This window comes from Lentzea sp. NPDC003310, from assembly GCF_040610935.1.
GTDB lineage: Bacteria > Actinomycetota > Actinomycetes > Mycobacteriales > Pseudonocardiaceae > Lentzea.
Genome location: NZ_JBEXNC010000025.1, coordinates 38,905 through 60,527, shown reverse-complemented (window position 1 = coordinate 60,527; position 21,623 = coordinate 38,905). Strand labels below are relative to the sequence as shown.

Genomic DNA, 21,623 nt, shown 5'->3' with positions numbered 1-21,623 from the left:
CTTTCCCTTCAGATGAACGCGTTCACGCCCGTGAGCGCGCGGCCGATGAGCAGTTTCTGGATCTGGCTGGTGCCCTCGTAGAGGGTGGTGACGCGGGTGTCCCGCAGGTACTTGCCGACCGGGTACTCGTCGATGTACCCGTAACCGCCGAAGACCTGGATGGCGTTGTTGGCGACCCTGACCGCGGCCTCGCTGGCGTAGAGCTTGGCCATGCTGGCCTCGGTGCCGAACGGTTCGCCCCGGTCGGCGAGGTCGGCGACGCGCCACGTCAGGAGCCGCGCGGCGTCCGTCTCCACGGCCATGTCGGCGAGGAGCTCCTGCACGAGCTGGAAGCCCGCGATGGGCCTGCCGAACTGCTCGCGCTCCTTGGCGTACCGCAACGCCGCTTCGAGGGCGCCACGCGCGGCGCCGACGCAGCCCGCCGCGACGGACATGCGGCCCTTGTCGAGCGCGCCCATCGCGAGCTTGAAGCCCTGGTCGCTGAGCAGGGCGTCGTGCGGCACCTCGACGTCGTCCAGGGTGATCTCGGCGGTGGCCTGGCCTCGCATGCCGAGCTTGCCCTTGATCTCGGTGGCCTGGAAGCCCTTCGTGCCGGTGGGGACGAGGAACGCGCTGACGCCCCGAGGCCCCGGTCCGCCGGTGCGGGCGAACACGAGCGCGACGTCGGCCCACGTGCCGTTGGTGATGAAGACCTTGCTGCCGCTGATGCGGTAGCCGGTGTCGGTCTTCGTCGCTTTGGTCGTGAGGTTGCCCGCGTCGCTGCCGGTGCCGGGCTCGGTCAGGGCGAAGCAGCCGACCTGGGTGCCGGACGTGAGACCGGGCAGCCAGCGCTGCTTCTGCTCCTCCGTGCCGTGCTTCGCGATCGACTTCGCGACGAGCCCGAGCGAGACGGAGATGATGCCGCGGACCGCGCTGTCACCCCGCGCGACCTCTTCGAGGACCAGGCAGTAGGCGAGGTTGTCGCCGCCGCTGCCGCCGTAGCGCTCGTCGATGCCGAGCCCGAGGAACCCGACCTCGCCCAGCGCGGGCACCAGGTCGCGGTCGATGGCCTCCTCGCGGTCCCAGCGCTGGGCGTGCGGCACGATGCGGTCGTCGGTGAACCGCCGGGCCAGCTCCCTGAGCTGCCGGTGTTCGTCCGAAAGCGTTAGATCCACAGGCCCTCCCGACTAACCGAACAGTGTTAGGTTAACTCACATGCCCCGGCCGAGCACCCCACTGCTGAGCCCCGACCGCATCCGGTCGGTGGCTCTGGCCATCATCGACCGCGACGGCCTCGACGGCCTGTCCATGCGCAAGCTCGCCGCCGAGCTGGGCGTGCAGGCCGCGTCGCTCTACGGGCACGTCCGCACGAAGGACCAGCTCCTGAACGACATCGCGTCGTCGGTGCTCTCGGCGGTGGACGTGTCGGGCTTCGCCGTCGACTGGCGCGAGGGCCTGGTCAGGTGCGCGCGCTCGTACCGCGCGGCGCTGTCGTCGCACCCGAACATCGTGCCGTTCCTGGCGTACGGCCCGGCCGGCCGCGAGGAGTCCCTGCAGCGCCTGGACCTGCTGCACGGCGCACTGGTCGACGCGGGCTGGTCGCGCCGCGAGGCCACGATGATCGCCGCGGGCCTGATGTACATCGTGTTCGGCTCCGCCCTGAGCTCGTTCTCGAGCGGCTTCTCCGCCGACCCCGCCGACTACTCCGACCGCTACCCGCACCTCGACCGCGCCCACCTGCTGCCCGGCGTGGCGCGGGAACTCGACCGCGACAGCTTCGAGTTGGCGCTCGCGGCGTTCGTGCGCGGCCTTTAGTGTGCTGGCGTGGCTGCTGCGAAGTCGAAGGCGATCGAGCTCGAGGTCGGTGACCGGCTGGTGCGGGTGTCCAACCCGGACAAGCCGTACTTCCCCGCGCGGGGCATCACCAAGGGGCAGGTGGTCGAGTACTACCGCACGGTCGCCCCGGTGCTGCTCCCGGTGCTGCGCGACCGGCCCGTGGTGCTGAAGCGCTACGTCGACGGCGTGGAGGGCGAGGCGTTCTACCAGAAGCGGGTGCCCAAGGGCGCGCCCGAGTACGTGGAGACCGTGCAGGTCCGCTTCCCGTCCGGCCGCCCCGCCGACGAGATCTGCCCGACCTCGGAAGCCGTGATCGTGTGGGCCGCGAACCTGGGCACGTTCGACTTCCACCCGTGGCCCGTGCGCCGCGCCGACGTCGACCACCCCGACGAGCTGCGCATCGACCTGGACCCGCAGCCCGGCACCGACTTCTCCGACGCCGCACGGGTGGCGCTGGTGCTGCGCGAGGTGCTGGCGGACGCCGGTCTCGTCGGTTACCCGAAGACCTCGGGCGGCCGCGGCATCCACGTGGCCGTGCGGATCCGGCCGTCGTGGGACTTCATCGACGTCCGGCACGCGGTGATCGCCCTGGCCCGCGAGGTCGAGAAGCGGGCTCCGTCGCTCGCCACTTCGGCCTGGTGGAAGGAAGAACGCGGTGAACGCGTGTTCATCGACTTCAACCAGGCCGCCCGCGACCGCACGATCGCCTCGGCCTGGTCGGTGCGGGGGACGCCGCGCGCCACCGTGTCGACGCCGGTGCAGTGGGACGAACTGTCCACTGTGGACCCTGATGACTTCGACGTGCTGACCGTGCCGAAGTACCTGGAGGAGCGCGGGGACCCGCACGCGGGGCTCGACTCCGAGGCGTTCGGGATCGAGACGCTGCTGGAGTGGTACGCGGCGGACCCACGCGGGGAGATGCCCTACCCGCCGGACTACCCGAAGATGCCGGGCGAGCCGATGCGCGTGCAGCCGTCGAGGGCGCGCAAGCAGGAGTGATGGAGCCCGACGGGGAACTGGTGCGCGACCGGCTCGGGCTGGACGGCCAGGTGGTGCGGTTCGAGGCCGGCTCGCTGCCCGTCTTCGCCATCGGCGACGACCTGGTCGTGAAGCTCTTCCCGCCGCAGCACCACGCCGAGGTGCCCACCGAGGTCGCGGTCATGGAGGCGTTGCACGGCAGGCTGCCGGTGCCGACACCGTGTTTCCAGGGCATCGGGGTGGTCGACGACTGGGCCTGCGTGCTGATGTCCCGGCTGCACGGCGAGGAGCCCGCCGTTCCCGACGTCGAGGTGAGCCGGCAGGTGGGGGAGATGCTGAGGGCGCTGCACGCCGTCGAGCCGCCGGAGGTGCTGGGGCCGGCGGACTGGGCGGCGTTCGTCGTGGGGCAGCGCGAGAAGTGCGTTGAGCGGCAACGCGAGCACGGGCTGGACGAGCGGTGGCTGGAGCGGATTCCGGCGTTCCTGGACCGGGTGGACCTCGGGGACCAACCGGCCGTGCTGCTGCACACCGAGGTGATAAGCGCGCATCTGTTGTGGCGCAACGGGATGTTGTCCGGGCTGTTCGACTTCGAGCCGGCGATGCGCGGGGCGTTCGAGTACGAGTTCGCGAGCGTCGGGCTGTTCGTGACGAAAGGTGACCGGCGCTGCTGGGCGGCGTTGGTCGACGCGTACGGGCGCGTGCCCGAGCCGGAACGTGTGATGGCGTACGCGCTGTTGCACGTGTACTCCAACATGCCCTGGTACATGCGTGAGATGCCGCAAGGGGAAACGTTCGAGGAACTCGCCGTGCGGTGGTTCGGGGCGTGAGTGAGCCAACCGGCTGTATCGGGAACGAATCCAGTCGGTGACCTCGTAGACTGGACGAAACGCGAGAGGAGGTCGCCATGCCTCAGCCCTATGTAGTGCGTTATGTCGGCGGTCCCCTCGACGGCCGGGTCGACTCGTTGCCGTCCACGCCGGAGGACCCCAAGCAGACCGTGACGTACGTGCACCTGCACGGCGGACCCAAGATCGTGCACGTGTACGACCTGTCGTACGCGGTCGAGTACGGGTGCGAGTACCGGTTGCGCGCCGAGGAAGTCGAACGGGCCGAAGAGTCCTGACGTCGCTGTTGATCTTGCTGCCGACCCTGTGATCGGAAATGTCGGACCTGTAGGGCATGCTTGGGGCACAGGTGTTCGAATGGTTGGGGAGGCAGCGCCATGGCGAAGAAGAGCGGGTTGTCGGCGGAGGACGTCGTCGACCTGCGCTCGCAGTTGGACGACGGCAGTCAGCCGATGGTGTGGTTCACGGCGGCCGCCGTCGGCATGGAGGAGGGGCGTTCGGCAAAGCTGCTGGCCGTCACCGACCCGCCCGAGGGTGACTTCATCCAGGTCCGGCCCACGGGCTCGAAGGACGAGATGTTCCTGTCCCCGGCCGAGCTGACGCTCGAGAAGCCGGCGCCGCGCAAGAAGCCGGCCACCCCGCCTCCGGCGCCACCGGAGCCGGCGCGGGAGACTGAGATCATCCACCCCTACGTCCCGGAGGCGCCGGTGAAGCCCGCGGCCCCCAAGCCGAAACCCGCACCCGCTCCCGTCGAGCAGGCGCCGCCCGCGAAGCCCGCGCGCAAGCCCGCCGCGAAGGCGAGCTTCCCCGAGGTCACCGTCACGCTGGTGACGACGGGCGAGGGCGAGTGGGCCGTGGAGGTGCTGCAGGGCACCCGCCGGACGGTCAAGCCGACGCCGGTGCCGCCCGCGGCCGTGGCCCAGGCCGCGAAGCTGCTCACCCCCGAGGTCTCCGAGATCGTCGAGGGCGTGCTGAACGCGGCGCGTGCCCAGCAGCTGGCCCGGGTGGAGCAGCTGCGCGCCGAGTTGGAGGCCGCGCAGAAGGCCCTGGAGGACCTGGGCGCGTAGCGCGATCACGTGCTGCGACGCCCCGGTGGTTGTCCGCACGCGAACGGGTGAGAGGGGTTCCCAGGGCTGGTGCCGGGGCGGACCGTGGGGTGCGCGGATGTCCCGCGCAGGTCCGGCTTGGAGACGGGGAGGCCCTGATGGGTACGTGTGGGTGCTGTTCCGGGTGCACGGGGCCCGGCTGCGGCTGCTGTTCGAGCTGCTGACACGAAGATTCGCACGGGGAGCCGGTCATCAGATCGGCTCCCCGTCTGCATGTTCGCCCGTGCGATCCCCGCCGGGATCGCCGGCGTGCTTCAGAAGATCGTTCACTGGAACACCACGACGCAGTCCTCGCACAGCACCGCCGACGCACCCGGCGTCCTCGACAAGGAGCCCGGCCGCCCCGCTCCGACCAGGGAGCTCAGCCGAAGCAGAGCGGAATCGCACGCCGTCCACCACTGGAGGCGCGGCCTGCAGGTCCAGGCCCGATCACGGCGGGCAGACGGTGCCGTTCGACGGCACCTTGGCGTCGACCAGGTAGTCCCGCACCGCCGTCGTCGCACACCCCGACAGCCCCAGCGCGCCGTGCCCGCTGCCCTGCCACCCGATCAACGACGACCCCGGCAGCCGCTGCGCCGTGTGCTCGGTGCCGGGCGCGGGCGTCGACGCGTCGTTGGCCGTGCTCAGCACCACGATCGGTGGCGCGCTCTTCAGGGCGTCCACCTTCTCGGCCTTGGGCGGCGGGAACGGGTTGCAGTGCAGCAGCATCCGGGCGAACAGGGCGCCGAACATCGGGTGCTTCGACTGCCAGTCGGTGGCCAGCGCCTTCACCCGGTCCGGTGGGATGCGGGTGGAGGTGTCGTTGCAGCCGATGATCAGGCCCGAGTCGAACCGCGGCGGGTTCTCGTCCAGGTCGTTGACCACCGGTTCGAGCAGCGCGAACAGGCCGGCGCCGTCGCCCGCGCGGGCCTTCACCAGCGCGTCGGCGAGCGCGGGCCAGCGGGCGCGGTCGGTCAGGCCCGCGAGGATCGCGTTCAGGGCCGAGCCCGGCGTCAGGTCGACGTACTCGCCGCGAATGCGACTGGTCCGCAGCTGGGTCAGCAGCGCGGTGACGTCTTCGCGCGGGTTCGCCAGGGCGCAGCCGCGCAGCTTGCAGTCGCGGGCGAACTCGGCGAACGTCGCCTCGGCCGCGACGGCACGGGACTCGAGGACGCCCACCTGGTCGAGCGTCGGGTCCGGGGCGCCGTCGAGGACGGTGCGGCCGATGCGGGACGGGTAGCGCTGGGCGTAGGTCGTGATCACCCGCGAGCCCTCGCCGAGGCCGATCGCGTTGAGGCGGTCGGTGCCCAGGTAGTCGCGGAGCCGTTCGAGGTCGGCGGCCGCGCGCCACGAGTCGAACGCCGTCAGCCTGCCTTCGAGGTCGAGGACGCACTCCTGCGACGCCTCACCGGCGGCGACGACGAGGAGCGACTGCTCGGCCTCGGCCGGGTCGTACTCGACGAGCTGCGCGCGCGTGGCCGGCGGCACGCACGACATGCCGTCCGAACGGCCCGTGCCGCGCCGGTCCATGCCGATGATCGTGTACGTGCTGAGGATCTCCTTGGGCAACGACGCCGCGAGCCGCGCGGCCTTCAGCGTGCCGGGCTCGCCACCGGGGTCGGTGACGACGACCAGCGCGCTCTTGCCCGTGCCGATCCGCGTCAGCGCGATGCCGAGCGTGCCGCGGCCGGGACGTCCCGGTGGGTCGAGCACGACGGTCATGCGCGCGCACTCGTACTTCTGGTCGCCCTGCGGTGCGTCGGCGCCGAAGCGGTCCTTCATCTGCTCGTTGCACGGCGCCCACGGCAGCGAGTCCCTTTTGAACTCGCTGAGCGGGGGCACCGGCTGGGGACCGGCGAGCGTGCTCTGGTCGGCGGGCAGGTTCCCCTCGCCCTTGACCGCGATCACCGGCCGGTTGGAGGGACCCGCGCTGCACGCCGTCAGCACGCTCACTGCCAGTAGGGCCAGGGCAGCGCGACGCACAGATTTCCTCACTCTCATCCACACTCCGAGACGCCGAGCCTCGCACGAGGTAGGTAAATGGGGAGTGAGTCAGGATGGGTGCATGGCTCACGCTGATCGGCTCCCCGTCGCCCGGCTCATCGGAGGCGTCCCGCCGACGGCGCTCGTGCTGCTCGGCATCGTCAGCGTCCAGGTCGGCGCGGCTCTCGCGAAGCAGCTCTTCGCCGTTGCGGGCGCGGCCGGCACCGTCACGTTGCGCCTGGTCGTGGCCGCGGTCGTGCTCGTCGCGATCTGGCGCCCGTCGCTGCGGCTCGACCGCCGCACGCTGCTCACCGTCGTCACCTACGGCACGGTGCTCGCCGCGATGAACCTCTGCTTCTACGCCTCGCTCGCCCGCATCCCGCTCGGCGCCGCCGTCACGATCGAGTTCCTCGGGCCGCTCGCGGTGGCGGTCGCGGGCTCGCGGCGCTGGCTCGACGGCCTGTGGGTGCTGCTCGCGGGCACGGGTGTGGTGCTGCTGACCCGCGTGCAGGGCGGTCTGCTGTGGACGGGCGTGCTGTTCGCGCTCGCCGCGGGCGCGTGCTGGGCGGCGTACATCCTCGTGACGGCGAAGCTCGGCAGCCAGACCAGCGACGGCAAGGGACTCGCGCTCGCGATGGTGGTGGGGGCGGCGGTCGCGCTGCCGTTCGGCGTGACGACGGCCGGCACCGCGATGCTCGACCCCGTGGTGCTCGCCGCCGCCGTCGCGGTCGCCCTGATGTCGTCGGTCGTGCCGTACTCGCTGGAGCTGGAAGCGTTGCGGCGCATGCCACCGCGCGTGTTCGGCATCCTGATGTCACTCGAGCCCGCGGTCGCCGCTGTGGCGGGACTGGTGTTGCTCGGCGAGTACCTCGCACCAGCGCAGTGGGTCGCCGTGTGCTGCGTGGTGATCGCCTCGGTCGGTGCGACGCGCTCGGCCAAGCCCGACGTCTAACGCGCCCGCAGTTCGCCCTTCAGCACCGACGCCACGTCGTAACGGGCCGGGATCTCCAGCTGGTCGTAGCGGCACGACAGCGGTTCGCGGTCCGGCCGCCACCGCGCGAACTGGCCGTTGTGCCGCAACCGCACCGGCTGCTCGCCCTCGGTCTGGGTGTAGTGGATCTCCAGTACCCGTTCCGGCCGCAACGCCACGTACTCGGCCTGCTTGCCGCGCCACCGGTTGATCTCGCCGGGGATCCGTTGCCCCGCAACGGGACTCGCCCACGGGTGGTCGTCGGACGTGGTGATCAGCGGCGCCAGCTCGGCCGCGAGCTCACGGCGTTCGGCCGCCTTGAACGACCCGCACACGCCGATGTGGTGCAGCACGTCGGCCGAGTCGTAGACGCCGAGCAGCAACGACCCGACGGCCGTTCCCGGCTCGGTGTCCTTGTGCCAGCGCAACCCGGCGAGCACGACGTCGGCCGTGCGGGCGTGCTTGACCTTGATCATCGACCGCTTGCCCGGCGTGTACGGCCCGTCCGACGGCTTGCCCATCACACCGTCCAGCCCCGCGCCCTCGAACAGTGTGAACCACTGCCGTGCGGTCTCGACGGACGTCGTCGCGGGCGTCACGTTCAGGCCCCCGAGCCCGAGCAACGCCTCGCGCCGCGTGGTCGTCGGCGACTCCAGCAGCACCTCGGACCCGAGCGCCAGCAGGTCGAACGCGACGAACGTGGCGGGCGTCGAGTCCGACAGCAGCGCCACCCGCGAGGCCGCCGGGTGGATCCGCTCGGACAGCGCGTCGAAGTCCAGCTCGTCGTTCTTCGCGACCACCAGCTCGCCGTCGACGACCACGCGTTCCGGCAGGACGTCCAGCATGGACGCGACGACCTCGGGGAAGTACCGGTTGAGCGGCTTCCCGCTGCGCGACTGCAGCAGCACCTCGTCGCCGGCGCGGAACACCACGCAGCGGAACCCGTCCCACTTCGGTTCGAAGAACAGGTTCGCGTCGTCCGGGATCCCGTCCACCGCGGTGGCGAGCATGGGCTGCAGCGGCGGTGTCAGCGGTAGGTCCACGCCGACATCCTGCCTCGTCAGCGGGAGATCCGCCGCTGGTACCGCAACAACAGCACGTCGTCCGCGCGCAGCACCGACGCGAGCGCGAGGTCCACCGGCGGCACCACCGGACCGTGCGCGATGCGCCCCGCGTCGCCCACGGCGAGCACCGGCGCCACCGTCAGGTTCAGCCCGTCCACCAGTCCCTCGGCCACCATCGACCCGAACAACCGGGGACCTCCCTCGAGGTTGATCCGGTGCAGGCCGCGGGAGGCGAGCTCGGTGACGGCCACCCGCAGGTCGACCTCGGTCTCGCCGGCGATGATCACGTCGGCGGGCAGCGACGGCATCCGCGCGGCCTCGGTCGTGATCACGATCGGCGGCACGGCGGTGTCGGTGAACAGCGGCAGGTCCGGCGTCAGCGACCCCCGCGCCGTCACGACGGCGATCGGCAGCGGCTTCGCGCGCCGCGCACCCCGGTAGCCCTCGGCCAGCACGGTCGACGACCCCACCAGCACGACGTCGGCGAGCTCGCGCCCGAGCAGGTAGATCTTGCGGTCTGCGGGCGAGCCGAGCCCGCCCGAACGCCCGTCGACCGACACCGCACCGTCCACGCTGGACACGAAGTTCGCGGTGACCCACGTCCGGTCGTCCGGATAGCCGTACAGCGTCGCGAGGGCTGTGTCGGTCATCTCAACGCCCGGTGAGGGCCACAACATCTCCACTGAGCCATCCCACCACGCCGATAAGCTCCCGGCATGCGCTTGTCCGACCGGGATCCCCGGATCAGTCCCGACGAACTGATCGAGAGCCTGGTGCCGCCACCGAGGTTCGGCTCCGTCAGCTTCGACACCTACATCCCGAACCCGGACGAGCCCTCGCAGGCGGCCGCGGTGGAGGCCGGGCGCCTCTTCGCCGCACGGGTGAGCGTGAAGCGCAAGAAGTGGTCGCTGTTCGGCTCGAAGGACGAGGACGCGGGCAAGCTCGGCCTCTACCTCGACGGCGGTTTCGGCGTCGGCAAGACCCACCTGCTCGCCTCGCTCTGGCACGCGGTGCCGGGCCCCAAGGCGTACGGCACGTTCGTCGAGCTCACCAACATGGTCGGCATGCTGACCTTCCCCGAGGCGGTCAAGCGCCTGAGCGGCCACAAGCTGCTCGCCATCGACGAGTTCGAGCTCGACGACCCCGGTGACACGATGCTCGTCACGCGCCTGATCAAGGAGCTGATCGCGGCGGGCGTGCACGTCGCCGCCACGTCGAACACGCTGCCGGACAAGCTCGGCGAGGGCCGGTTCGCCGCCGCCGACTTCCTGCGCGAGATCCAGTCGATGTCCTCGAAGTTCGACGTCGTGCGCGTCGACGGCCCGGACTACCGCCACCGCGGCCTGCCCGACGCGCCACCGCCGATGTCGGACTCCGAACTGGTCGTCAAGGCCTCGGCCACCGACGGCTCCACCCTCGACGACTTCGACGACCTGTGCGCGGCGCTCGGCCGCATCCACCCGTCGAAGTACGGCCGGCTGCTCGACGGCGTCACCGCCGTGCACCTCAAGGACGTCAAGCCCGCGCCCGACCAGAACGTCGGGCTGCGGCTCGTGGCCTTCGGCGACCGGCTCTACGACCGCGACATCCCCGTCGCCGTCTCGGGCCGGCCGCTCTCGGAGCTCTTCACCGACGAGATGCTGCGCGGCGGCTACCGCAAGAAGTACCTGCGCGCGGTGTCCCGCCTGGTCGCGCTAAGCCGCTGACCAGGCGATGTCGCGGCCCGCACGGGCGTAGAAGCGGTGCAGCTCGGTGTCGATCCGCGCCGAGTCGGCGTCGCTGAGCACGACGGACGGGTCGGTGTGCGGCCACGACCGCACGATGCGGGCGCGCAGTCCGGCAGGCGGGTGGTCGTGCCACAGCGAGGTGTCCTCGACCGAGGAGTCCAGCGCCGCCTCCACGTCCACCGACGCCCGCCACGCGTCCGCGGCCTCCCGCCAGCGCGCCGCGCCGGGGTGGTGGCGGCGGGCGGTCGCGGGGTTCGCCTGCGTGCCGCGCTCGACGGCCGCGATCGTCCCGCACAACTGCTCGGCCGTCGCGAAGTCGACGAGCATCGCCTCGGTGGCGGACGAGCCCGCGAGCCGGACCGCGAGGGCGTCGGCGCAGTACTCCGCCCGCTGGTGGTCGCGTGCCGCGACAGCGATGACGCCGACACCGACGAAGACGAAGAGGCGTTCCAGCACCACCTGGAACGGCCACAGCGCGCGTTCGGCGAGCTGGCCCCACAGGTTGTCGCTGACGAACGTCTCGGACGGCCGCACCAGGTCGGCGAGGATCAGCGGCGTGCGGATCGCGGGTTCGGTCAGCACGTCCTGCGACGGGTCGCCGTTCACGAAGTGCCCGAACTCGTGGGCCAGCATCGCCACCCGTTGCTGCGGCGTGAAGATGCCGAACAGGGGCAGCCCGAGGCGGAGCGTGCGTCGGCGCAGCCACCCGTGCGTGCCCGCCGAGGCGTTGAAGTCGGCGTCGAGCGTCACCCGGTCCGGCAGGCGCGTGCCTGCGGCCGCCGCGACCCGGTCGAGCAGCGCGAACAACGTCGGCGCGTCGTCGCGGCGCAGCTCGTGCCACGTGTCGCCGTCATCTCCCAGCCGCGGGCGCAGCGCCCACGCCAGCAGCAGCAGCGGGATCCCGCCGGCGATCGGGAAGAACGACGGGAAGTCGCGGGTGATCAGCCACCCGCCGAACACGGCGAGGCCCGCCACCATCGCCACCAGCACCGCGGAGAGCGCGACCAGCGCCACCCGCGCCCCGGTCCACTCCGGGCGCGTGGGCGGCGTGCCCTCGTACGCGCTGAACTGCGCGGCGTCGAGTCTCAGTGCCAGCTTCTTCGAGTATCCCCCAGACATGCGCGGGAGTATGACTGATGGCGACCAGCGAGTTTGACTCCGGCGGCGTTCGAGTATCCACTGGGTGACGGGCGGGAATGATGACGTCCCGACGTTCTCCGGAGGCCCCGATGCTCAGTGAAGCCGAACGCCGCTCGCTCGAGGAGATCGAACAGCGGCTGCTCGCGGACGAGCCGAGACTCGCCCGCACGATGAACCGCCAGGTGCGCCCCTGGTTGTTCTACGCCCTCCTCCTCGTCTTCGGCGGCCTCACGGTCCTGCTGACGGTGATCGGCGCGTTCGGCCCCGCCTTCCAGTGCCTGCTGGTCACAGCCGGAGTGCTGGTGCTGCGCAGGTACCCGCTGCGGCTGAGGTAGCCGGAAACTCGCTGGACGTCCGCGACCGGCACGCCCGACCATCTCGGGCGTGGGTTATCTGGAAGCGAACGGGCTCGCGTACGCCCTGCCGGACGGCAGGGAGCTGTTCCGCGACGTGTCGTTCAAGGTGAGCGGCGGGACCGTGGTCGCGCTCGTCGGCGCGAACGGGGCCGGCAAGACGACGCTGCAACGGATCCTCTCGGGGGAGCTCACCCCGAAGCAGGGCAGCGTGCACGTGCAGGGCGGGCTCGCGGTGATGCCGCAGTTCATCGGCTCGGTCCGGGACGAGTCGCTCGTCCGCGACCTCCTGCTCTCGGTGGCCCCCACGGCGCTGCGCGGCGCCGCCGAGGAGCTCGACGCCGCCGAGCTCGCGTTGATGGACACCGACGACGAAGCCGCCCAGATGCGGTACGCGAACGCCCTGACCTCGTACGGCGAGGCCGGCGGGTACGACGTGGAGGTCCTCTGGGACACCGTCACCGTCGCCGCGCTGGGGCTGCCCTACGACCGGGCCCGGTTCCGCGAGGTCCGCACGCTCTCCGGCGGCGAGCAGAAACGCCTGGTCCTCGAAACCCTCCTGCGCGGCCACGAGCAGGTCCTGCTGCTCGACGAGCCCGACAACTACCTCGACGTCCCCGGCAAGCGCTGGCTGGAGGAACGGCTGCGGGCCACCGACAAGGCCGTGCTGGTCGTGAGCCACGACCGCGAGCTGCTCGCCACCGCCGCCACGCACGTCGTCACGGTCGAGGCGCACTCCACGTGGACGCACTCCGGTTCGTTCGGCACCTGGCACGCCGCCCGCGCCAAACGCATCGAGAAGCTCCTCGAAGACCACCGCCGCTGGAACGAGGAGCACGAACGGCTCAAGGAACTCGTGCGCACCCTGCAGCAGCAGGCGAAGTCCTCCGAGGTGATGGCGCAGAAGTACCGCGTGATGGCCGCACGGCTCGCACGGTACGAGGACGCCGGTCCTCCTCCGGAGATCCCCATGGACGAGAAGGTCAACCCGCGCCTGAGGGGCGGGCGGACGGGCCTTCGCGCGATCACGTGCGAGCAGCTGGAGCTCACGGGCCTCATGCAGCCGTTCTCGCAGGAGATCTTCTTCGGCGACCGGGTGGCGGTGCTGGGCTCGAACGGCTCCGGCAAGAGCCACTTCCTGCGGCTGCTCGGCGGCGACGACGTGCGGACCACCGGCGCCTGGAAGCTCGGCGCACGGGTGGTGCCGGGCCTGTTCGCGCAGACGCACGAGCACCCGGAGTGGCTCGGCCGCACGCTCGTCGACATCCTCTGGCACGGCGAGGGCCGGCGGGCCGGCCGGGACCGGGGCGCGGCGATGTCGGTGCTGCAGCGCTACGGCCTGCACCACGCGGGCGACCAGCGGTTCGAGAACCTGTCCGGCGGTCAGCAGGCGCGGTTCCAGATCCTGTTGCTGGAGCTGTCGGGGGCGACGTTGCTGCTGCTCGACGAGCCGACCGACAACCTCGACCTCGCGTCGGCGGAGGCGTTGCAGAACGCGTTGAACGACTTCGAGGGGACGGTGGTGGCGGTGACGCACGACCGGTGGTTCGCGAAGTCGTTCGACCGGTTCCTGCACTTCCGCGCCGATGGCAGGGTGTCCGAGGTGGACGAGCCGGTCTGGACCTAGCGGCGTAGCTCAGGCCGCGCCGCTCAGCTCCCACGACACGAACGCGCCGTCCTCCACGGCCCCGCCCGCCTTCCGGTAGGTGGCCTGCGCCGCCGCGTCCCCCGCGGCGGTGCCGGTCCACATCGCGTAACAACCCCGTTCCACCGCAAGGGCTTTCAACGCCTCCACCAGCGCGGTCCCGATGCCCCGCCGCAGGAACGCGTCGTCCACGCCCAGCTCGTAGAGGAACATCTCGGTGCCCTTGTCCGGGTGCGTGGTCTCCACCCCGGACACGAACCCGGCCGGCTGGTCGCCGAGGTAGGCGATGAGCAGGTGGCTGTGATCCTGCGCCAGGAACCGAGCGGTCGCGTCCGGCCGCGGCGGCGCGTCGAACAGGTGCGCGGCGGCGAACACGTCGTCGGGGGAGGCGGCGCGGCGGATCTTCATACCGCCAGGTTAAGCATGCCCGGTGTTCATCTCGGTGCGGTAGAACCGCTGGCGTGTCGGTGGACGCCTACTGCGAACGCCTCGGGCCCGGGATCTGGGCCGAGCCGCTCAACGCCCTGACGAACCTCGCGTTCCTGGTCGCGGCCCTGCTGCTCCTGCGGAACCAGGCGCCGTCCAGCCTGAGGGCACTGCCGGTGCTGCTGGCGCTGGTGGGTCTCGCCAGCCTGGGCTTCCACACGTTCGCGACGCCGCTGACCGGGGCGCTGGACAGCGCGTTCATCGCGGTGTTCGTCCTGTACTACGTGGTGGTGTTCGCCCACCACCACCGGGGCGTCCGCTGGTCCCTGGCCTGGCTCGCGGCACCGGCCTTCGTCGTGTTCGCGGTGGTCGTCGGCCTGCTGGTGCGCGTGGGGCCGGGCATCTACCTGCCGGCCCTGCTCGCGTTGCTGGTCCTCGCGCCGCTGGCCGGGCGCGACTGGCGGTGGTTCGCCGGGGCGGCCGCGGTCTTCGCGGTGTCGCTCACCCTCCGGACCCTCGACGAACCGCTGTGCGGCAGCATCCCGAGCGGCACGCACTTCCTGTGGCACGTCCTCAACGCCGTGACGCTGTGGCTCGTGTCCGAGGCCGTCATTCGACGAGCGCGGGCAGCTTCCCGTTCTTGACGAGCTTCGTCAGCTCGTCGTGGTCGGCCTCGGTCTGGTCGGCGTAGTCGAACGCGTACTTCGCGAACGCCTCGTCGAGGTCGTTGCCGCCGCCGTTCTGGAAGTAGCCCGCGAGCAGGCGCGGGTCGAGCGACCGGGTGTGCGCGCGGGCCAGGAGGGCGCCGGCGAAGCGGCCGTAGTCGTCCAGGTCGTCGCGCTTGAGCGTGGTCGCGTCGATCTCGCCCTTGCGGTTGCGGAACTGCCGCACGATGAAGTGCCGGCCCTCGATCGTCGTCCAGCCGAGCAGGATGTCGGTCTCCGCCTGCACGAGCCGCGCGCCGTGCACGATCCGCTTGCCCTCGTGCTTCGCGGGCTCGACGTCGAGGAACGGCTGCAACGCCGAGGGGCGGGCCTCCTTCGCCTGCAGCACCAGAGCCTCGGAACCGTTGCCGTGCAACAGCACCAGGTAGTTGCGCAGGCCGACGCTGCCGGTGCCGACCACGCGGAACGCCACGTCGGACACGCCGTAGCGCATGATCAGGTTGGTCCGCGACTCGCGCAGGGTGTCCACGTAGGACGGCAGCGCGGCGATCACGGCCGCCTTGGTCGGGGGAGTGGCCTCGGTGAAGGTCGGCGGGTTCGTGATGAACCGCCACTTCTCGCCGTCGTGCGCGGTCCACTTCGCGGCGAACCTCGCGCTGGTGTTCTTGCGCGACTTCTCGGCGGCCTTGGAGAAGTCTTCGATCAGGTCGTCGGCCTTCACCTTCGACAGCGTGGACTGGTCGCCCAGCGCGGTCCACGAGTCCATGAACGGCATCTCCGCGAGGCGCTTGATCACCGCCCGGTAGGCGCTCACCGCGTCCTCGGCGGCGTCGCGGCAGCCCTTGTCCGACACGCCGCCGACGCGCCCCGCGAGCACCAGCGAGGCGACGAGCCGCTTGAGGTCCCACTCCCACGGGCCGGGCAGCGTCTCGTCGAAGTCGTTGATGTCCATGACGATCTGGCCCTCGGGCGTGCCGTAGAGGCCGAAGTTCGCTGCGTGTGCATCGCCGCACAACTGAGCGTGCAGGCCCGTCGAGCACCCGGCGGCGAGGTCACCCGCCTGCAGCCCGGCGGAGCCGCGGAAGAACGCGAACGGGTTCTCGAGCATCCGGCCGACCCGCAACGGGACCAGGTGCTCCAGGCGGCCCTCGTTGCTGGCCCTCATGAACTCCAGCACGGACGGGCGGGAGGACGCGAGCGACATCGCGCGGTGCGCCTTGAAGTCCACTGAGGACCGCAACGCGCGCCCCTCGGCGTAGACCTCTTCCGGCTCCACCCAGCGGCCGAGAGCAGCGGCGGCTTCCGCCCGAACCCGTTCACCCATACGAGTCATGATGCCTCCGGCGGACGGACACCGTGGCCCATCCGCCGGATTTGTGACCTAGCTACGCGGGCGAATCACCCTAAACGGGACGAACAACCTCCGCGATCGCCCGCACGCCCAGGTCGATCTCGTCCCGCGTGATGACCAGCGGCGGCGCGACGCGCAACGTCGACGCGTGCGTCTCCTTGCACAGCACCCCACGCGTGGAGAGAGCCTCGGACGCCGCCCGGCCGACCGGACCGCCCGGCGCGATCTCGACACCGGCCCACAGCCCGCGCCCGCGCACCTCGGCCACGCCGTGCCCGACGAGCTTGCCGAGCTCCGCGTGCAGGTACGCGCCCAGCGTCCGCGAGCGCTCCTGGAACTCGCCGGTCGCGAGCAACCGCACGACACCGCGCCCGACCGCGCAGGCGAGCGGGTTGCCGCCGAACGTCGACCCGTGCTCGCCGGGCTTGAGCACGCCCAGCACGGACCGCGAGCCGACCACCGCGGACACCGGAAGGATGCCGCCGCCCAGCGCCTTGCCGAGCGTGTAGAGGTCGGCGCGCACGCCCTCGTGGTCGAGGGCGAACAGCTCGCCGGTGCGGCCGAGCCCGGACTGGATCTCGTCGGCGATCATCAGCACGTTGTGCTCGTCGCACAGGCGGCGGATCCCGGCGAGGTAGCCGGCGGGCGGCACGACGACGCCGGCCTCGCCCTGGATCGGCTCCAGCAGCACCGCGGCGGTGCGCGGGGAGATGGCGGACTCGATCTCGTCGAGCGCGCCGTACTTCACGACCTTGAAGCCGGGCGTGAACGGACCGAAGTCGTTGCGCGCGGTGTCGTCGGTCGAGAACGACACGATCGTCGTGGTGCGGCCGTGGAAGTTGGAACCGGCGACGATGATCTCCGCCGTGCCCTCCGGCACGCCCTTGACCTGGTAGGCCCACTTGCGCGCGACCTTGATCGCGGACTCGACGGCCTCGGCGCCGGAGTTCATCGCGAGCACCATCTCGGTGCCGGTCAGGGCGGCGAGCTCCTTGCAGAACAGGCCGAACTGGTCGTGGTGGAACGCGCGGCTGGTCAGCGTGACGCGGCCGAGCTGCTCGACGGCGGCGGCCACCAGGGCGGGGTGGCGGTGCCCGAAGTTCAGCGACGAGTAGCCGGACAGGAAGTCCAGGTAGCGGCGGCCTTCGACGTCGGTGACCCAGGACCCCTCGCCGTGCGAGATGACCACCGGCAGCGGGTGGTAGTTGTGCGTGCTCCACTCCTCGTCCATCGAGACGAAGTCAGCGCTGGTGGTGATGGTGTGCTCAGCGATGGCGGTCATCCTCCAAGGCTAGGGGCCGGAACAAGCGATTTCGACCGTGATGCGTTGCGCACTGGCTCAGTTCGTTGCGTAGATTCACCGATCGGTGGTTGTTTCGTGCACAGCGGGCGGACTGGGCGGTGAATCGCTACGGTCAGTTGATGGCGAAGAAGTCGGTTCGTGATGCCCTGCGGCTCGATCAGGTGGACCTCTCCACCCTCGACCCGGCCGGCCGGCCGATCGGCCCCAAGAACAAGAAGGAGGCGGCCGAGGACATCGCCGCCACGGGGGTCGAGCTGGACGGACTGCAGGAGGCGCTGTACGCGGAGAATTCTCGCGCGGTCCTGCTCGTGCTGCAGGGCATGGACACCTCGGGCAAGGGCGGCGTGGTCCGCCACGTGATGGGCCTGGTGAACCCGCAGGGCGTGCGCATCGCGTCGTTCAAGAAGCCCACCGCCGCCGAACTGCGCCACCACTACCTCTGGCGCATCCGCAGGGCCCTGCCCGAGAAGGGCCGCCTCGGCGCGTTCGACCGGTCCCACTACGAGGACGTCCTCGTGCCGAAGGTCGAGCGACTGGTCACGGCCGCGGAGATCCGCACGCGCTACAAGGAGATCAACCAGTTCGAGCGGGAGCTCGCCGACTCCGGCATCACGCTGGTCAAGTGCTTCCTGCACATCTCGCCGGAGGTCCAGAAGGAACGGCTGCTCGCACGCCTGGACGACCCCAAGAAGAACTGGAAGTACAACCCGGCCGACATCGACGTCCGGTCGAAGTGGTCCAAGTACCAGGACGCGTACACGCAGGCTTTGAAGAACTGCTCGGACATGCCCTGGTACGCCGTGCCGTCGGACCGCAAGTGGTACCGGAACTGGGCGATCAGCAGGTTGCTGCTGGAGACCCTGCGGGAGGTGGACCCGAAGTTCCCGCCGCCGGCCTACGACCTGGAGGCCGAGAAGGCCCGGTTGATCTCGAACGACCCGTTGCGCTAGACGCAATCTTGATTGCACCTATTGCCTGGCCGTAGTGGTCTAGGCCAGTGTGGGCTGCGCCGCCGCCGCTTAGTCTTACCGGAGGTGCGGACGTGGGTGTGGACCGGCGACGTTTTCTCGGAGCCATGGGTGTGGGAGCGGGACTGCTGATGACCGGAGGAACCGCCGAGGCGGCTGCCGCGACCCGGAGAGTCTTCTTCGGTGCCTACACGACCTGGAGCGGGGGCGCCAAGGGCGTCGGCACCGGCACGTACGACACCGTGACCGGGCAGCTCAGGGCCACCGGCGTGATCAGCGGCGTGGTCAACCCGTCGTTCGTGATCGAGTCGCGCGACGGCCGGTTCCTCTACGCGGTCAACGAGAACACCAAGGGCGAGGTCACCGCGATCAATGCGGCCACGCTGAAGGTGGTCAACAAGCAGGCGACCGGTGGCGCGGACCCGTGCCACCTGACGCTCGACCCGTCCGGGAAGTTCCTGATCACGGCCGACTACTCGTCCGGCTCGCTCAGCGTCTTCCCGGTGAACGCGGACGGCAGCCTCGGCGCGCGCACGCAGAAGGTGCAGCACAAGGGGTCCGGGCCGAACAAGGAACGCCAGGAAGGCCCGCACGCGCACCACATCGTGTTCGACGTGGCCGGCAAGTACGCGGCGGCGGTCGACCTCGGCGCCGACTCGGTGTTCGTCTACTCGTTCACCGGCGGGAAGCTGGTCCAGGTCTCGCAGGCCAGGGTCGAGCCCGGCGCCGGACCGCGGCACATCGCGTTCCACCCGGACGGCAGGACGGCGTACGTGGCGAACGAGCTCGACTCGACGATCGTCACCTGTTCCTACGCGAACGGCGTCCTCACACCGGGCCAGGTGCTGGACACCGTGCCGTCCGGCAGTCCTGCGAACTACCCGGCCGAGGTGCTGGTGTCGGCGGACGGCAAGCACGTCTACCTGTCGAACCGCGGCCACGACAGCGTCGCGCACTTCGCGGTCGGCGCGTCCGGGCTGACGCTGGTCGGCCACACGCCGGTCGGCGGCGAGTACCCGCGGCACATCACGTTCGACCCGACCGGGTCGTTGTTGTTCGCGGCCAACCAGAACTCGAACAACGTCACGTCGTTCAAGGTCGACAAGGTCACGGGCACGCTGACCCCGTCCGGCGCGCCGCTGCAGACCGCGATCCCGGTCTGCGTGCTGCCCACCCGACTGGGGTAACGCGCTTCCGGACCGACCGTCCACAGTGGTACTCCGGCGTGTATGGGTCTCATGGCTGGAGTACTGGCAGTCGCGTTGCTGGCGCCCGCGCCGATCGCACCGGAGTACGTCGCACTCGGCGACTCCTACGCGTCCGGTGCGGGCGCCGGTTCCTATGTGGACGGCTCGTGCCGCCGCAGTTCGAACGCCTATCCGGCGTTGCAGGGGGCCGAGTTCCCCTTGTTCCGGTTCGTCGCGTGCAGCGGTGCGACCACGAAGTCGCTCCGGTCGCAGTTCCGGGCGCTCACGTCGAACACCACGTTCGTCACGATCACGATCGGCGGCAACGACCTCGGGTTCACCGACGTGCTGACGACGTGCACGCTCAGCGGCGACCGGGCGTGCGAGAAGCGGGTCGCCGAGGCAGTCGGCTTCGTGCGCTCCCAGCTGCCAGGCCGCCTCGACGCCACGTACGCCACGATCAAGGACGCCGCGCCGGCCGCGAGGCTGGTCGTGCTGGGCTACCCGCGGCTGTTCACGCCGGACGACGGGTGCCGCACGCTGAGCAGGGTCAAGCGCCAGGCGCTCAACGACGCCGCCGACCAGCTCTCCGACGAGGTCGCGAAGGCGGCCGATCGCGCCGGCGCGCGGTACGTGGACGTGAGGGAAGCGTTTGCGGACCACGGCGTGTGCGCCGCCGAACCGTGGATCAACGGCCTGGTCAGCCCGACCGCCGACTCCTACCACCCGAACTCCGCCGGGCAGGCGGCGTACTTCCGGGCGTTGACGGGCGCGCTCGGGTAGGTCCACGACTCACCGCTTGCGGAACGGCGCTCGGTCGACCACGTCCGGGTGGCCGCTGGTACCGGACCGGCCCCGAGGGTGGCTGGGGCGGAATTCTGCTCGGCTTCCGGCGGGCCTTCGTGTGATCATGCGCGGGTGAGTCAACTGAGGGAGGTCACGGCCACCCGGTACGTGACCCCGTTCCGCGAGGGCGGGTCGATGCCGGGTCTCGTCGAGGCCGACGACCTGGGCATGTACGTGGTGAAGTTCCGCGGCGCCGGGCAGGGCGTGAAGGTCCTGGTCGCCGAGGTCGTCGTCGGCGAGCTGGCCCGCCGGCTGGGCTTCCGGATACCCGAGATCGTCCTGGTGCACCTCGATCCCGAGCTGGCCCGCGCGGAACCCGACCAGGAGGTCCAGGAACTGCTGCGCGCGAGCGGCGGCCTCAACCTCGGGCTCGACTACCTGCCCGGCTCGTTCGACTTCAACCCGGTCGTCCGCGACCCCGGCACGGAACTCGCCACGCGGCTGCTGTGGTTCGATGCCCTCGTGCTGAACGTGGACCGCAGCTGGCGCAACCCGAACATGCTGCTGTGGCACCGCGAACCGTGGCTGATCGACCACGGCGCCGCGCTGTACTTCCACTACTCGTGGAGCGAGGACCGGCCCGCCACCAAGGACTACCGCTGGGACCCGTCGGACCACGCGATGCTGCCGAACGCGGGCGCTCTGTCCGAAGTGGACGCCGAGATGACCGCGCAGGTCACGCCGGAGCTGCTCGACGAGGTGCTCGCGCTCGTCCCGGACGAGTGGCTCGAAGGCGATCCGGCGGAACTGCGGCAGCGCTACAAGGACTTCTTCACCTACCGCCTCGCGAACCGCGGCTGGGTCGACTCGCTGGAGGCCGCGCGTGCCGCACGTGTTTGAGTACGCGCTGCTGCGGGCGGTGCCGCGGCAGGAGCGGGGCGAGTTCATGAACGTCGGCGTCATCGTCTACTGCGCGCCGCTCGACTTCCTGTGCGCGAGGACCTATGTGGACGGCGACCGGCTGCGGGCGCTGGACCCGCACCTCGACGTCGAGACGCTCGAGTCGTCGCTGAAGCACCTCACGAACTCGTGCGACGGCGCCGCCGAGGCCGGGCCGGTGAGCAGGACGACGGTGGGGCAGCGGTTCCGCTGGCTGACCGCGCCCCGCAGCACGATCGTCCAGACGTCACCGGCCCACACGGGCTGGACCGACGATCCATCGGCCGAGGTGAACCGCCTTTTCGAGGCGTTGGTGCTGCCGCCCCGGTAGGTTTCCTCGCAACCTGAGGCGCCGAACGACGTCCTCAGTTGCAAAGCGAAACTAATGCGATC

At 70.7% G+C, this 21,623-nt stretch carries 23 protein-coding genes; 15 read left to right on the top strand and 8 right to left on the bottom strand.

Annotated elements, in window-relative coordinates:
• Nucleotides 1–8: 8 nt before the first annotated feature.
• Nucleotides 9–1,154: an acyl-CoA dehydrogenase family protein gene (locus tag ABZX02_RS38905; RefSeq protein WP_355306278.1), complete on the bottom strand. Its 1,146-nt coding sequence runs from the start codon at nucleotides 1,152–1,154 to the stop codon at nucleotides 9–11.
• 40 nt (nucleotides 1,155–1,194) lie between these two features.
• Between ABZX02_RS38905 and ABZX02_RS38900 the strand changes: the two genes are divergently transcribed.
• From ABZX02_RS38900 to ABZX02_RS38880, 5 genes are all read left to right on the top strand, one after another.
• On the top strand, nucleotides 1,195–1,794 hold the full coding sequence (locus ABZX02_RS38900; protein ID WP_355306276.1) for a TetR family transcriptional regulator: 600 nt from the start codon (nucleotides 1,195–1,197) through the stop codon (nucleotides 1,792–1,794).
• A gap of 9 nt (nucleotides 1,795–1,803) precedes the next feature.
• Nucleotides 1,804–2,814, top strand: coding sequence for a non-homologous end-joining DNA ligase (ligD, locus tag ABZX02_RS38895; RefSeq protein WP_355306274.1), 1,011 nt, complete (start codon nucleotides 1,804–1,806; stop codon nucleotides 2,812–2,814).
• Nucleotides 2,814–3,620, top strand: a complete 807-nt coding sequence (locus ABZX02_RS38890; RefSeq protein ID WP_355306272.1) for an aminoglycoside phosphotransferase family protein — start codon at nucleotides 2,814–2,816, stop codon at nucleotides 3,618–3,620. Before ligD ends, ABZX02_RS38890 begins: the two co-directional genes overlap by 1 nt.
• A gap of 77 nt (nucleotides 3,621–3,697) precedes the next feature.
• Entirely contained in the window at nucleotides 3,698–3,916 is a 219-nt protein-coding gene (locus ABZX02_RS38885) for a hypothetical protein (RefSeq protein WP_355306270.1), read from the top strand.
• Nucleotides 3,917–4,015: 99 nt separating this feature from the next.
• Nucleotides 4,016–4,705, top strand: coding sequence for a DUF6319 family protein (locus ABZX02_RS38880; RefSeq protein WP_355306269.1), 690 nt, complete (start codon nucleotides 4,016–4,018; stop codon nucleotides 4,703–4,705).
• A 468-nt stretch (nucleotides 4,706–5,173) separates the two neighbouring features.
• On the opposite strand, the gene ABZX02_RS38875 is transcribed toward ABZX02_RS38880, so the two are convergent.
• Nucleotides 5,174–6,676 (bottom strand): alpha/beta hydrolase, encoded by a 1,503-nt coding sequence (locus ABZX02_RS38875; RefSeq protein ID WP_355306267.1) that lies wholly within the window; start codon nucleotides 6,674–6,676, stop codon nucleotides 5,174–5,176.
• Between the two features lie 112 nt (nucleotides 6,677–6,788).
• On the opposite strand from ABZX02_RS38875, the gene ABZX02_RS38870 reads away from it, so the two are divergent.
• On the top strand, nucleotides 6,789–7,658 hold the full coding sequence (locus ABZX02_RS38870) for an EamA family transporter (RefSeq protein ID WP_355306265.1): 870 nt from the start codon (nucleotides 6,789–6,791) through the stop codon (nucleotides 7,656–7,658).
• On the opposite strand, the gene ABZX02_RS38865 is transcribed toward ABZX02_RS38870, so the two are convergent.
• Both ABZX02_RS38865 and ABZX02_RS38860 read right to left on the bottom strand, forming a co-directional pair.
• A complete protein-coding gene (locus tag ABZX02_RS38865; RefSeq protein ID WP_355306263.1) occupies nucleotides 7,655–8,719 on the bottom strand; it encodes an ATP-dependent DNA ligase in 1,065 nt (354 codons plus the stop codon). The two genes, ABZX02_RS38870 and ABZX02_RS38865, sit on opposite strands and share 4 nt — an antisense overlap.
• A 17-nt stretch (nucleotides 8,720–8,736) precedes the next feature.
• Nucleotides 8,737–9,390, bottom strand: a complete 654-nt coding sequence (locus ABZX02_RS38860) for a dihydrofolate reductase family protein (protein WP_355306261.1) — start codon at nucleotides 9,388–9,390, stop codon at nucleotides 8,737–8,739.
• Nucleotides 9,391–9,456: 66 nt separating this feature from the next.
• Between ABZX02_RS38860 and zapE the strand changes: the two genes are divergently transcribed.
• Nucleotides 9,457–10,446: a cell division protein ZapE gene (zapE, locus tag ABZX02_RS38855; protein ID WP_355306260.1), complete on the top strand. Its 990-nt coding sequence runs from the start codon at nucleotides 9,457–9,459 to the stop codon at nucleotides 10,444–10,446.
• On the opposite strand, the gene ABZX02_RS38850 is transcribed toward zapE, so the two are convergent.
• Nucleotides 10,435–11,586: a M48 family metallopeptidase gene (locus ABZX02_RS38850; RefSeq protein ID WP_355306258.1), complete on the bottom strand. Its 1,152-nt coding sequence runs from the start codon at nucleotides 11,584–11,586 to the stop codon at nucleotides 10,435–10,437. The genes zapE and ABZX02_RS38850 overlap by 12 nt on opposite strands.
• 110 nt (nucleotides 11,587–11,696) lie before the next feature.
• Here ABZX02_RS38850 and ABZX02_RS38845 point away from each other — a divergent pair, with 110 nt between their 5' ends.
• Together ABZX02_RS38845 and ABZX02_RS38840 are read left to right on the top strand one after the other, a co-directional pair.
• The gene (locus ABZX02_RS38845) at nucleotides 11,697–11,942 is read left to right on the top strand and encodes a DUF3040 domain-containing protein (protein WP_355306256.1); all 246 of its coding nucleotides are present in this window, start codon (nucleotides 11,697–11,699) and stop codon (nucleotides 11,940–11,942) included.
• Between the two features lie 49 nt (nucleotides 11,943–11,991).
• Entirely contained in the window at nucleotides 11,992–13,587 is a 1,596-nt protein-coding gene (locus ABZX02_RS38840) for an ATP-binding cassette domain-containing protein (RefSeq protein ID WP_355306254.1), read from the top strand.
• 9 nt (nucleotides 13,588–13,596) lie between these two features.
• Here ABZX02_RS38840 and ABZX02_RS38835 read toward each other — a convergent pair whose 3' ends face one another.
• Nucleotides 13,597–14,013 (bottom strand): GNAT family N-acetyltransferase, encoded by a 417-nt coding sequence (locus ABZX02_RS38835; RefSeq protein WP_355306252.1) that lies wholly within the window; start codon nucleotides 14,011–14,013, stop codon nucleotides 13,597–13,599.
• Nucleotides 14,014–14,066: 53 nt separating this feature from the next.
• On the opposite strand from ABZX02_RS38835, the gene ABZX02_RS38830 reads away from it, so the two are divergent.
• Complete coding sequence (locus ABZX02_RS38830; protein WP_355306250.1) at nucleotides 14,067–14,675, top strand: hypothetical protein; 609 nt, start codon at nucleotides 14,067–14,069, stop codon at nucleotides 14,673–14,675.
• Here ABZX02_RS38830 and ABZX02_RS38825 read toward each other — a convergent pair.
• Nucleotides 14,641–16,020 (bottom strand): DUF2252 domain-containing protein, encoded by a 1,380-nt coding sequence (locus ABZX02_RS38825; RefSeq protein ID WP_355306248.1) that lies wholly within the window; start codon nucleotides 16,018–16,020, stop codon nucleotides 14,641–14,643. The genes ABZX02_RS38830 and ABZX02_RS38825 overlap by 35 nt on opposite strands.
• 79 nt (nucleotides 16,021–16,099) lie before the next feature.
• Nucleotides 16,100–17,329, bottom strand: a complete 1,230-nt coding sequence (gene rocD / locus ABZX02_RS38820) for an ornithine--oxo-acid transaminase (protein ID WP_355306246.1) — start codon at nucleotides 17,327–17,329, stop codon at nucleotides 16,100–16,102.
• Nucleotides 17,330–17,469: 140 nt separating this feature from the next.
• Between rocD and ABZX02_RS38815 the strand changes: the two genes are divergently transcribed.
• The 5 genes from ABZX02_RS38815 (at nucleotide 17,470) to ABZX02_RS38795 (ending at nucleotide 21,561) form a co-directional block, all read left to right on the top strand.
• Complete coding sequence (locus tag ABZX02_RS38815; protein WP_355306244.1) at nucleotides 17,470–18,300, top strand: PPK2 family polyphosphate kinase; 831 nt, start codon at nucleotides 17,470–17,472, stop codon at nucleotides 18,298–18,300.
• Between the two features lie 125 nt (nucleotides 18,301–18,425).
• Nucleotides 18,426–19,505 carry a lactonase family protein gene (locus ABZX02_RS38810; RefSeq protein ID WP_355306242.1) on the top strand — a complete coding sequence of 360 codons (1,080 nt, stop codon included), beginning with the start codon at nucleotides 18,426–18,428 and terminating at the stop codon, nucleotides 19,503–19,505.
• A gap of 51 nt (nucleotides 19,506–19,556) precedes the next feature.
• On the top strand, nucleotides 19,557–20,288 hold the full coding sequence (locus ABZX02_RS38805; RefSeq protein WP_355306240.1) for an SGNH/GDSL hydrolase family protein: 732 nt from the start codon (nucleotides 19,557–19,559) through the stop codon (nucleotides 20,286–20,288).
• A gap of 135 nt (nucleotides 20,289–20,423) precedes the next feature.
• The gene (locus tag ABZX02_RS38800; protein WP_355306238.1) at nucleotides 20,424–21,191 is read left to right on the top strand and encodes a HipA family kinase; all 768 of its coding nucleotides are present in this window, start codon (nucleotides 20,424–20,426) and stop codon (nucleotides 21,189–21,191) included.
• The gene (locus tag ABZX02_RS38795) at nucleotides 21,175–21,561 is read left to right on the top strand and encodes a DUF3037 domain-containing protein (RefSeq protein WP_355306236.1); all 387 of its coding nucleotides are present in this window, start codon (nucleotides 21,175–21,177) and stop codon (nucleotides 21,559–21,561) included. Before ABZX02_RS38800 ends, ABZX02_RS38795 begins: the two co-directional genes overlap by 17 nt.
• The last annotated feature ends 62 nt before the right edge of the window (nucleotides 21,562–21,623 follow it).

What these genes read in the sequence shown, in the direction of transcription:
- ABZX02_RS38900 (WP_355306276.1), top strand. Translation starts at nt 1,195, where the DNA reads ATGCCCCGGCCGAGCACCCCACTGCTGAGCCCCGACCGCATCCGGTCG.
- ABZX02_RS38890 (WP_355306272.1), top strand. Translation starts at nt 2,814, where the DNA reads ATGGAGCCCGACGGGGAACTGGTGCGCGACCGGCTCGGGCTGGACGGC.
- ABZX02_RS38885 (WP_355306270.1), top strand. Translation starts at nt 3,698, where the DNA reads ATGCCTCAGCCCTATGTAGTGCGTTATGTCGGCGGTCCCCTCGACGGC.
- ABZX02_RS38880 (WP_355306269.1), top strand. Translation starts at nt 4,016, where the DNA reads ATGGCGAAGAAGAGCGGGTTGTCGGCGGAGGACGTCGTCGACCTGCGC.
- ABZX02_RS38870 (WP_355306265.1), top strand. Translation starts at nt 6,789, where the DNA reads ATGGCTCACGCTGATCGGCTCCCCGTCGCCCGGCTCATCGGAGGCGTC.
- ABZX02_RS38860 (WP_355306261.1), bottom strand. Translation starts at nt 9,390, where the DNA reads ATGACCGACACAGCCCTCGCGACGCTGTACGGCTATCCGGACGACCGG.
- zapE (WP_355306260.1), top strand. Translation starts at nt 9,457, where the DNA reads ATGCGCTTGTCCGACCGGGATCCCCGGATCAGTCCCGACGAACTGATC.
- ABZX02_RS38850 (WP_355306258.1), bottom strand. Translation starts at nt 11,586, where the DNA reads ATGTCTGGGGGATACTCGAAGAAGCTGGCACTGAGACTCGACGCCGCG.
- ABZX02_RS38845 (WP_355306256.1), top strand. Translation starts at nt 11,697, where the DNA reads ATGCTCAGTGAAGCCGAACGCCGCTCGCTCGAGGAGATCGAACAGCGG.
- ABZX02_RS38835 (WP_355306252.1), bottom strand. Translation starts at nt 14,013, where the DNA reads ATGAAGATCCGCCGCGCCGCCTCCCCCGACGACGTGTTCGCCGCCGCG.
- ABZX02_RS38825 (WP_355306248.1), bottom strand. Translation starts at nt 16,020, where the DNA reads ATGGGTGAACGGGTTCGGGCGGAAGCCGCCGCTGCTCTCGGCCGCTGG.
- rocD (WP_355306246.1), bottom strand. Translation starts at nt 17,329, where the DNA reads ATGACCGCCATCGCTGAGCACACCATCACCACCAGCGCTGACTTCGTC.
- ABZX02_RS38815 (WP_355306244.1), top strand. Translation starts at nt 17,470, where the DNA reads ATGGCGAAGAAGTCGGTTCGTGATGCCCTGCGGCTCGATCAGGTGGAC.
- ABZX02_RS38810 (WP_355306242.1), top strand. Translation starts at nt 18,426, where the DNA reads ATGGGTGTGGGAGCGGGACTGCTGATGACCGGAGGAACCGCCGAGGCG.
- ABZX02_RS38805 (WP_355306240.1), top strand. Translation starts at nt 19,557, where the DNA reads ATGGCTGGAGTACTGGCAGTCGCGTTGCTGGCGCCCGCGCCGATCGCA.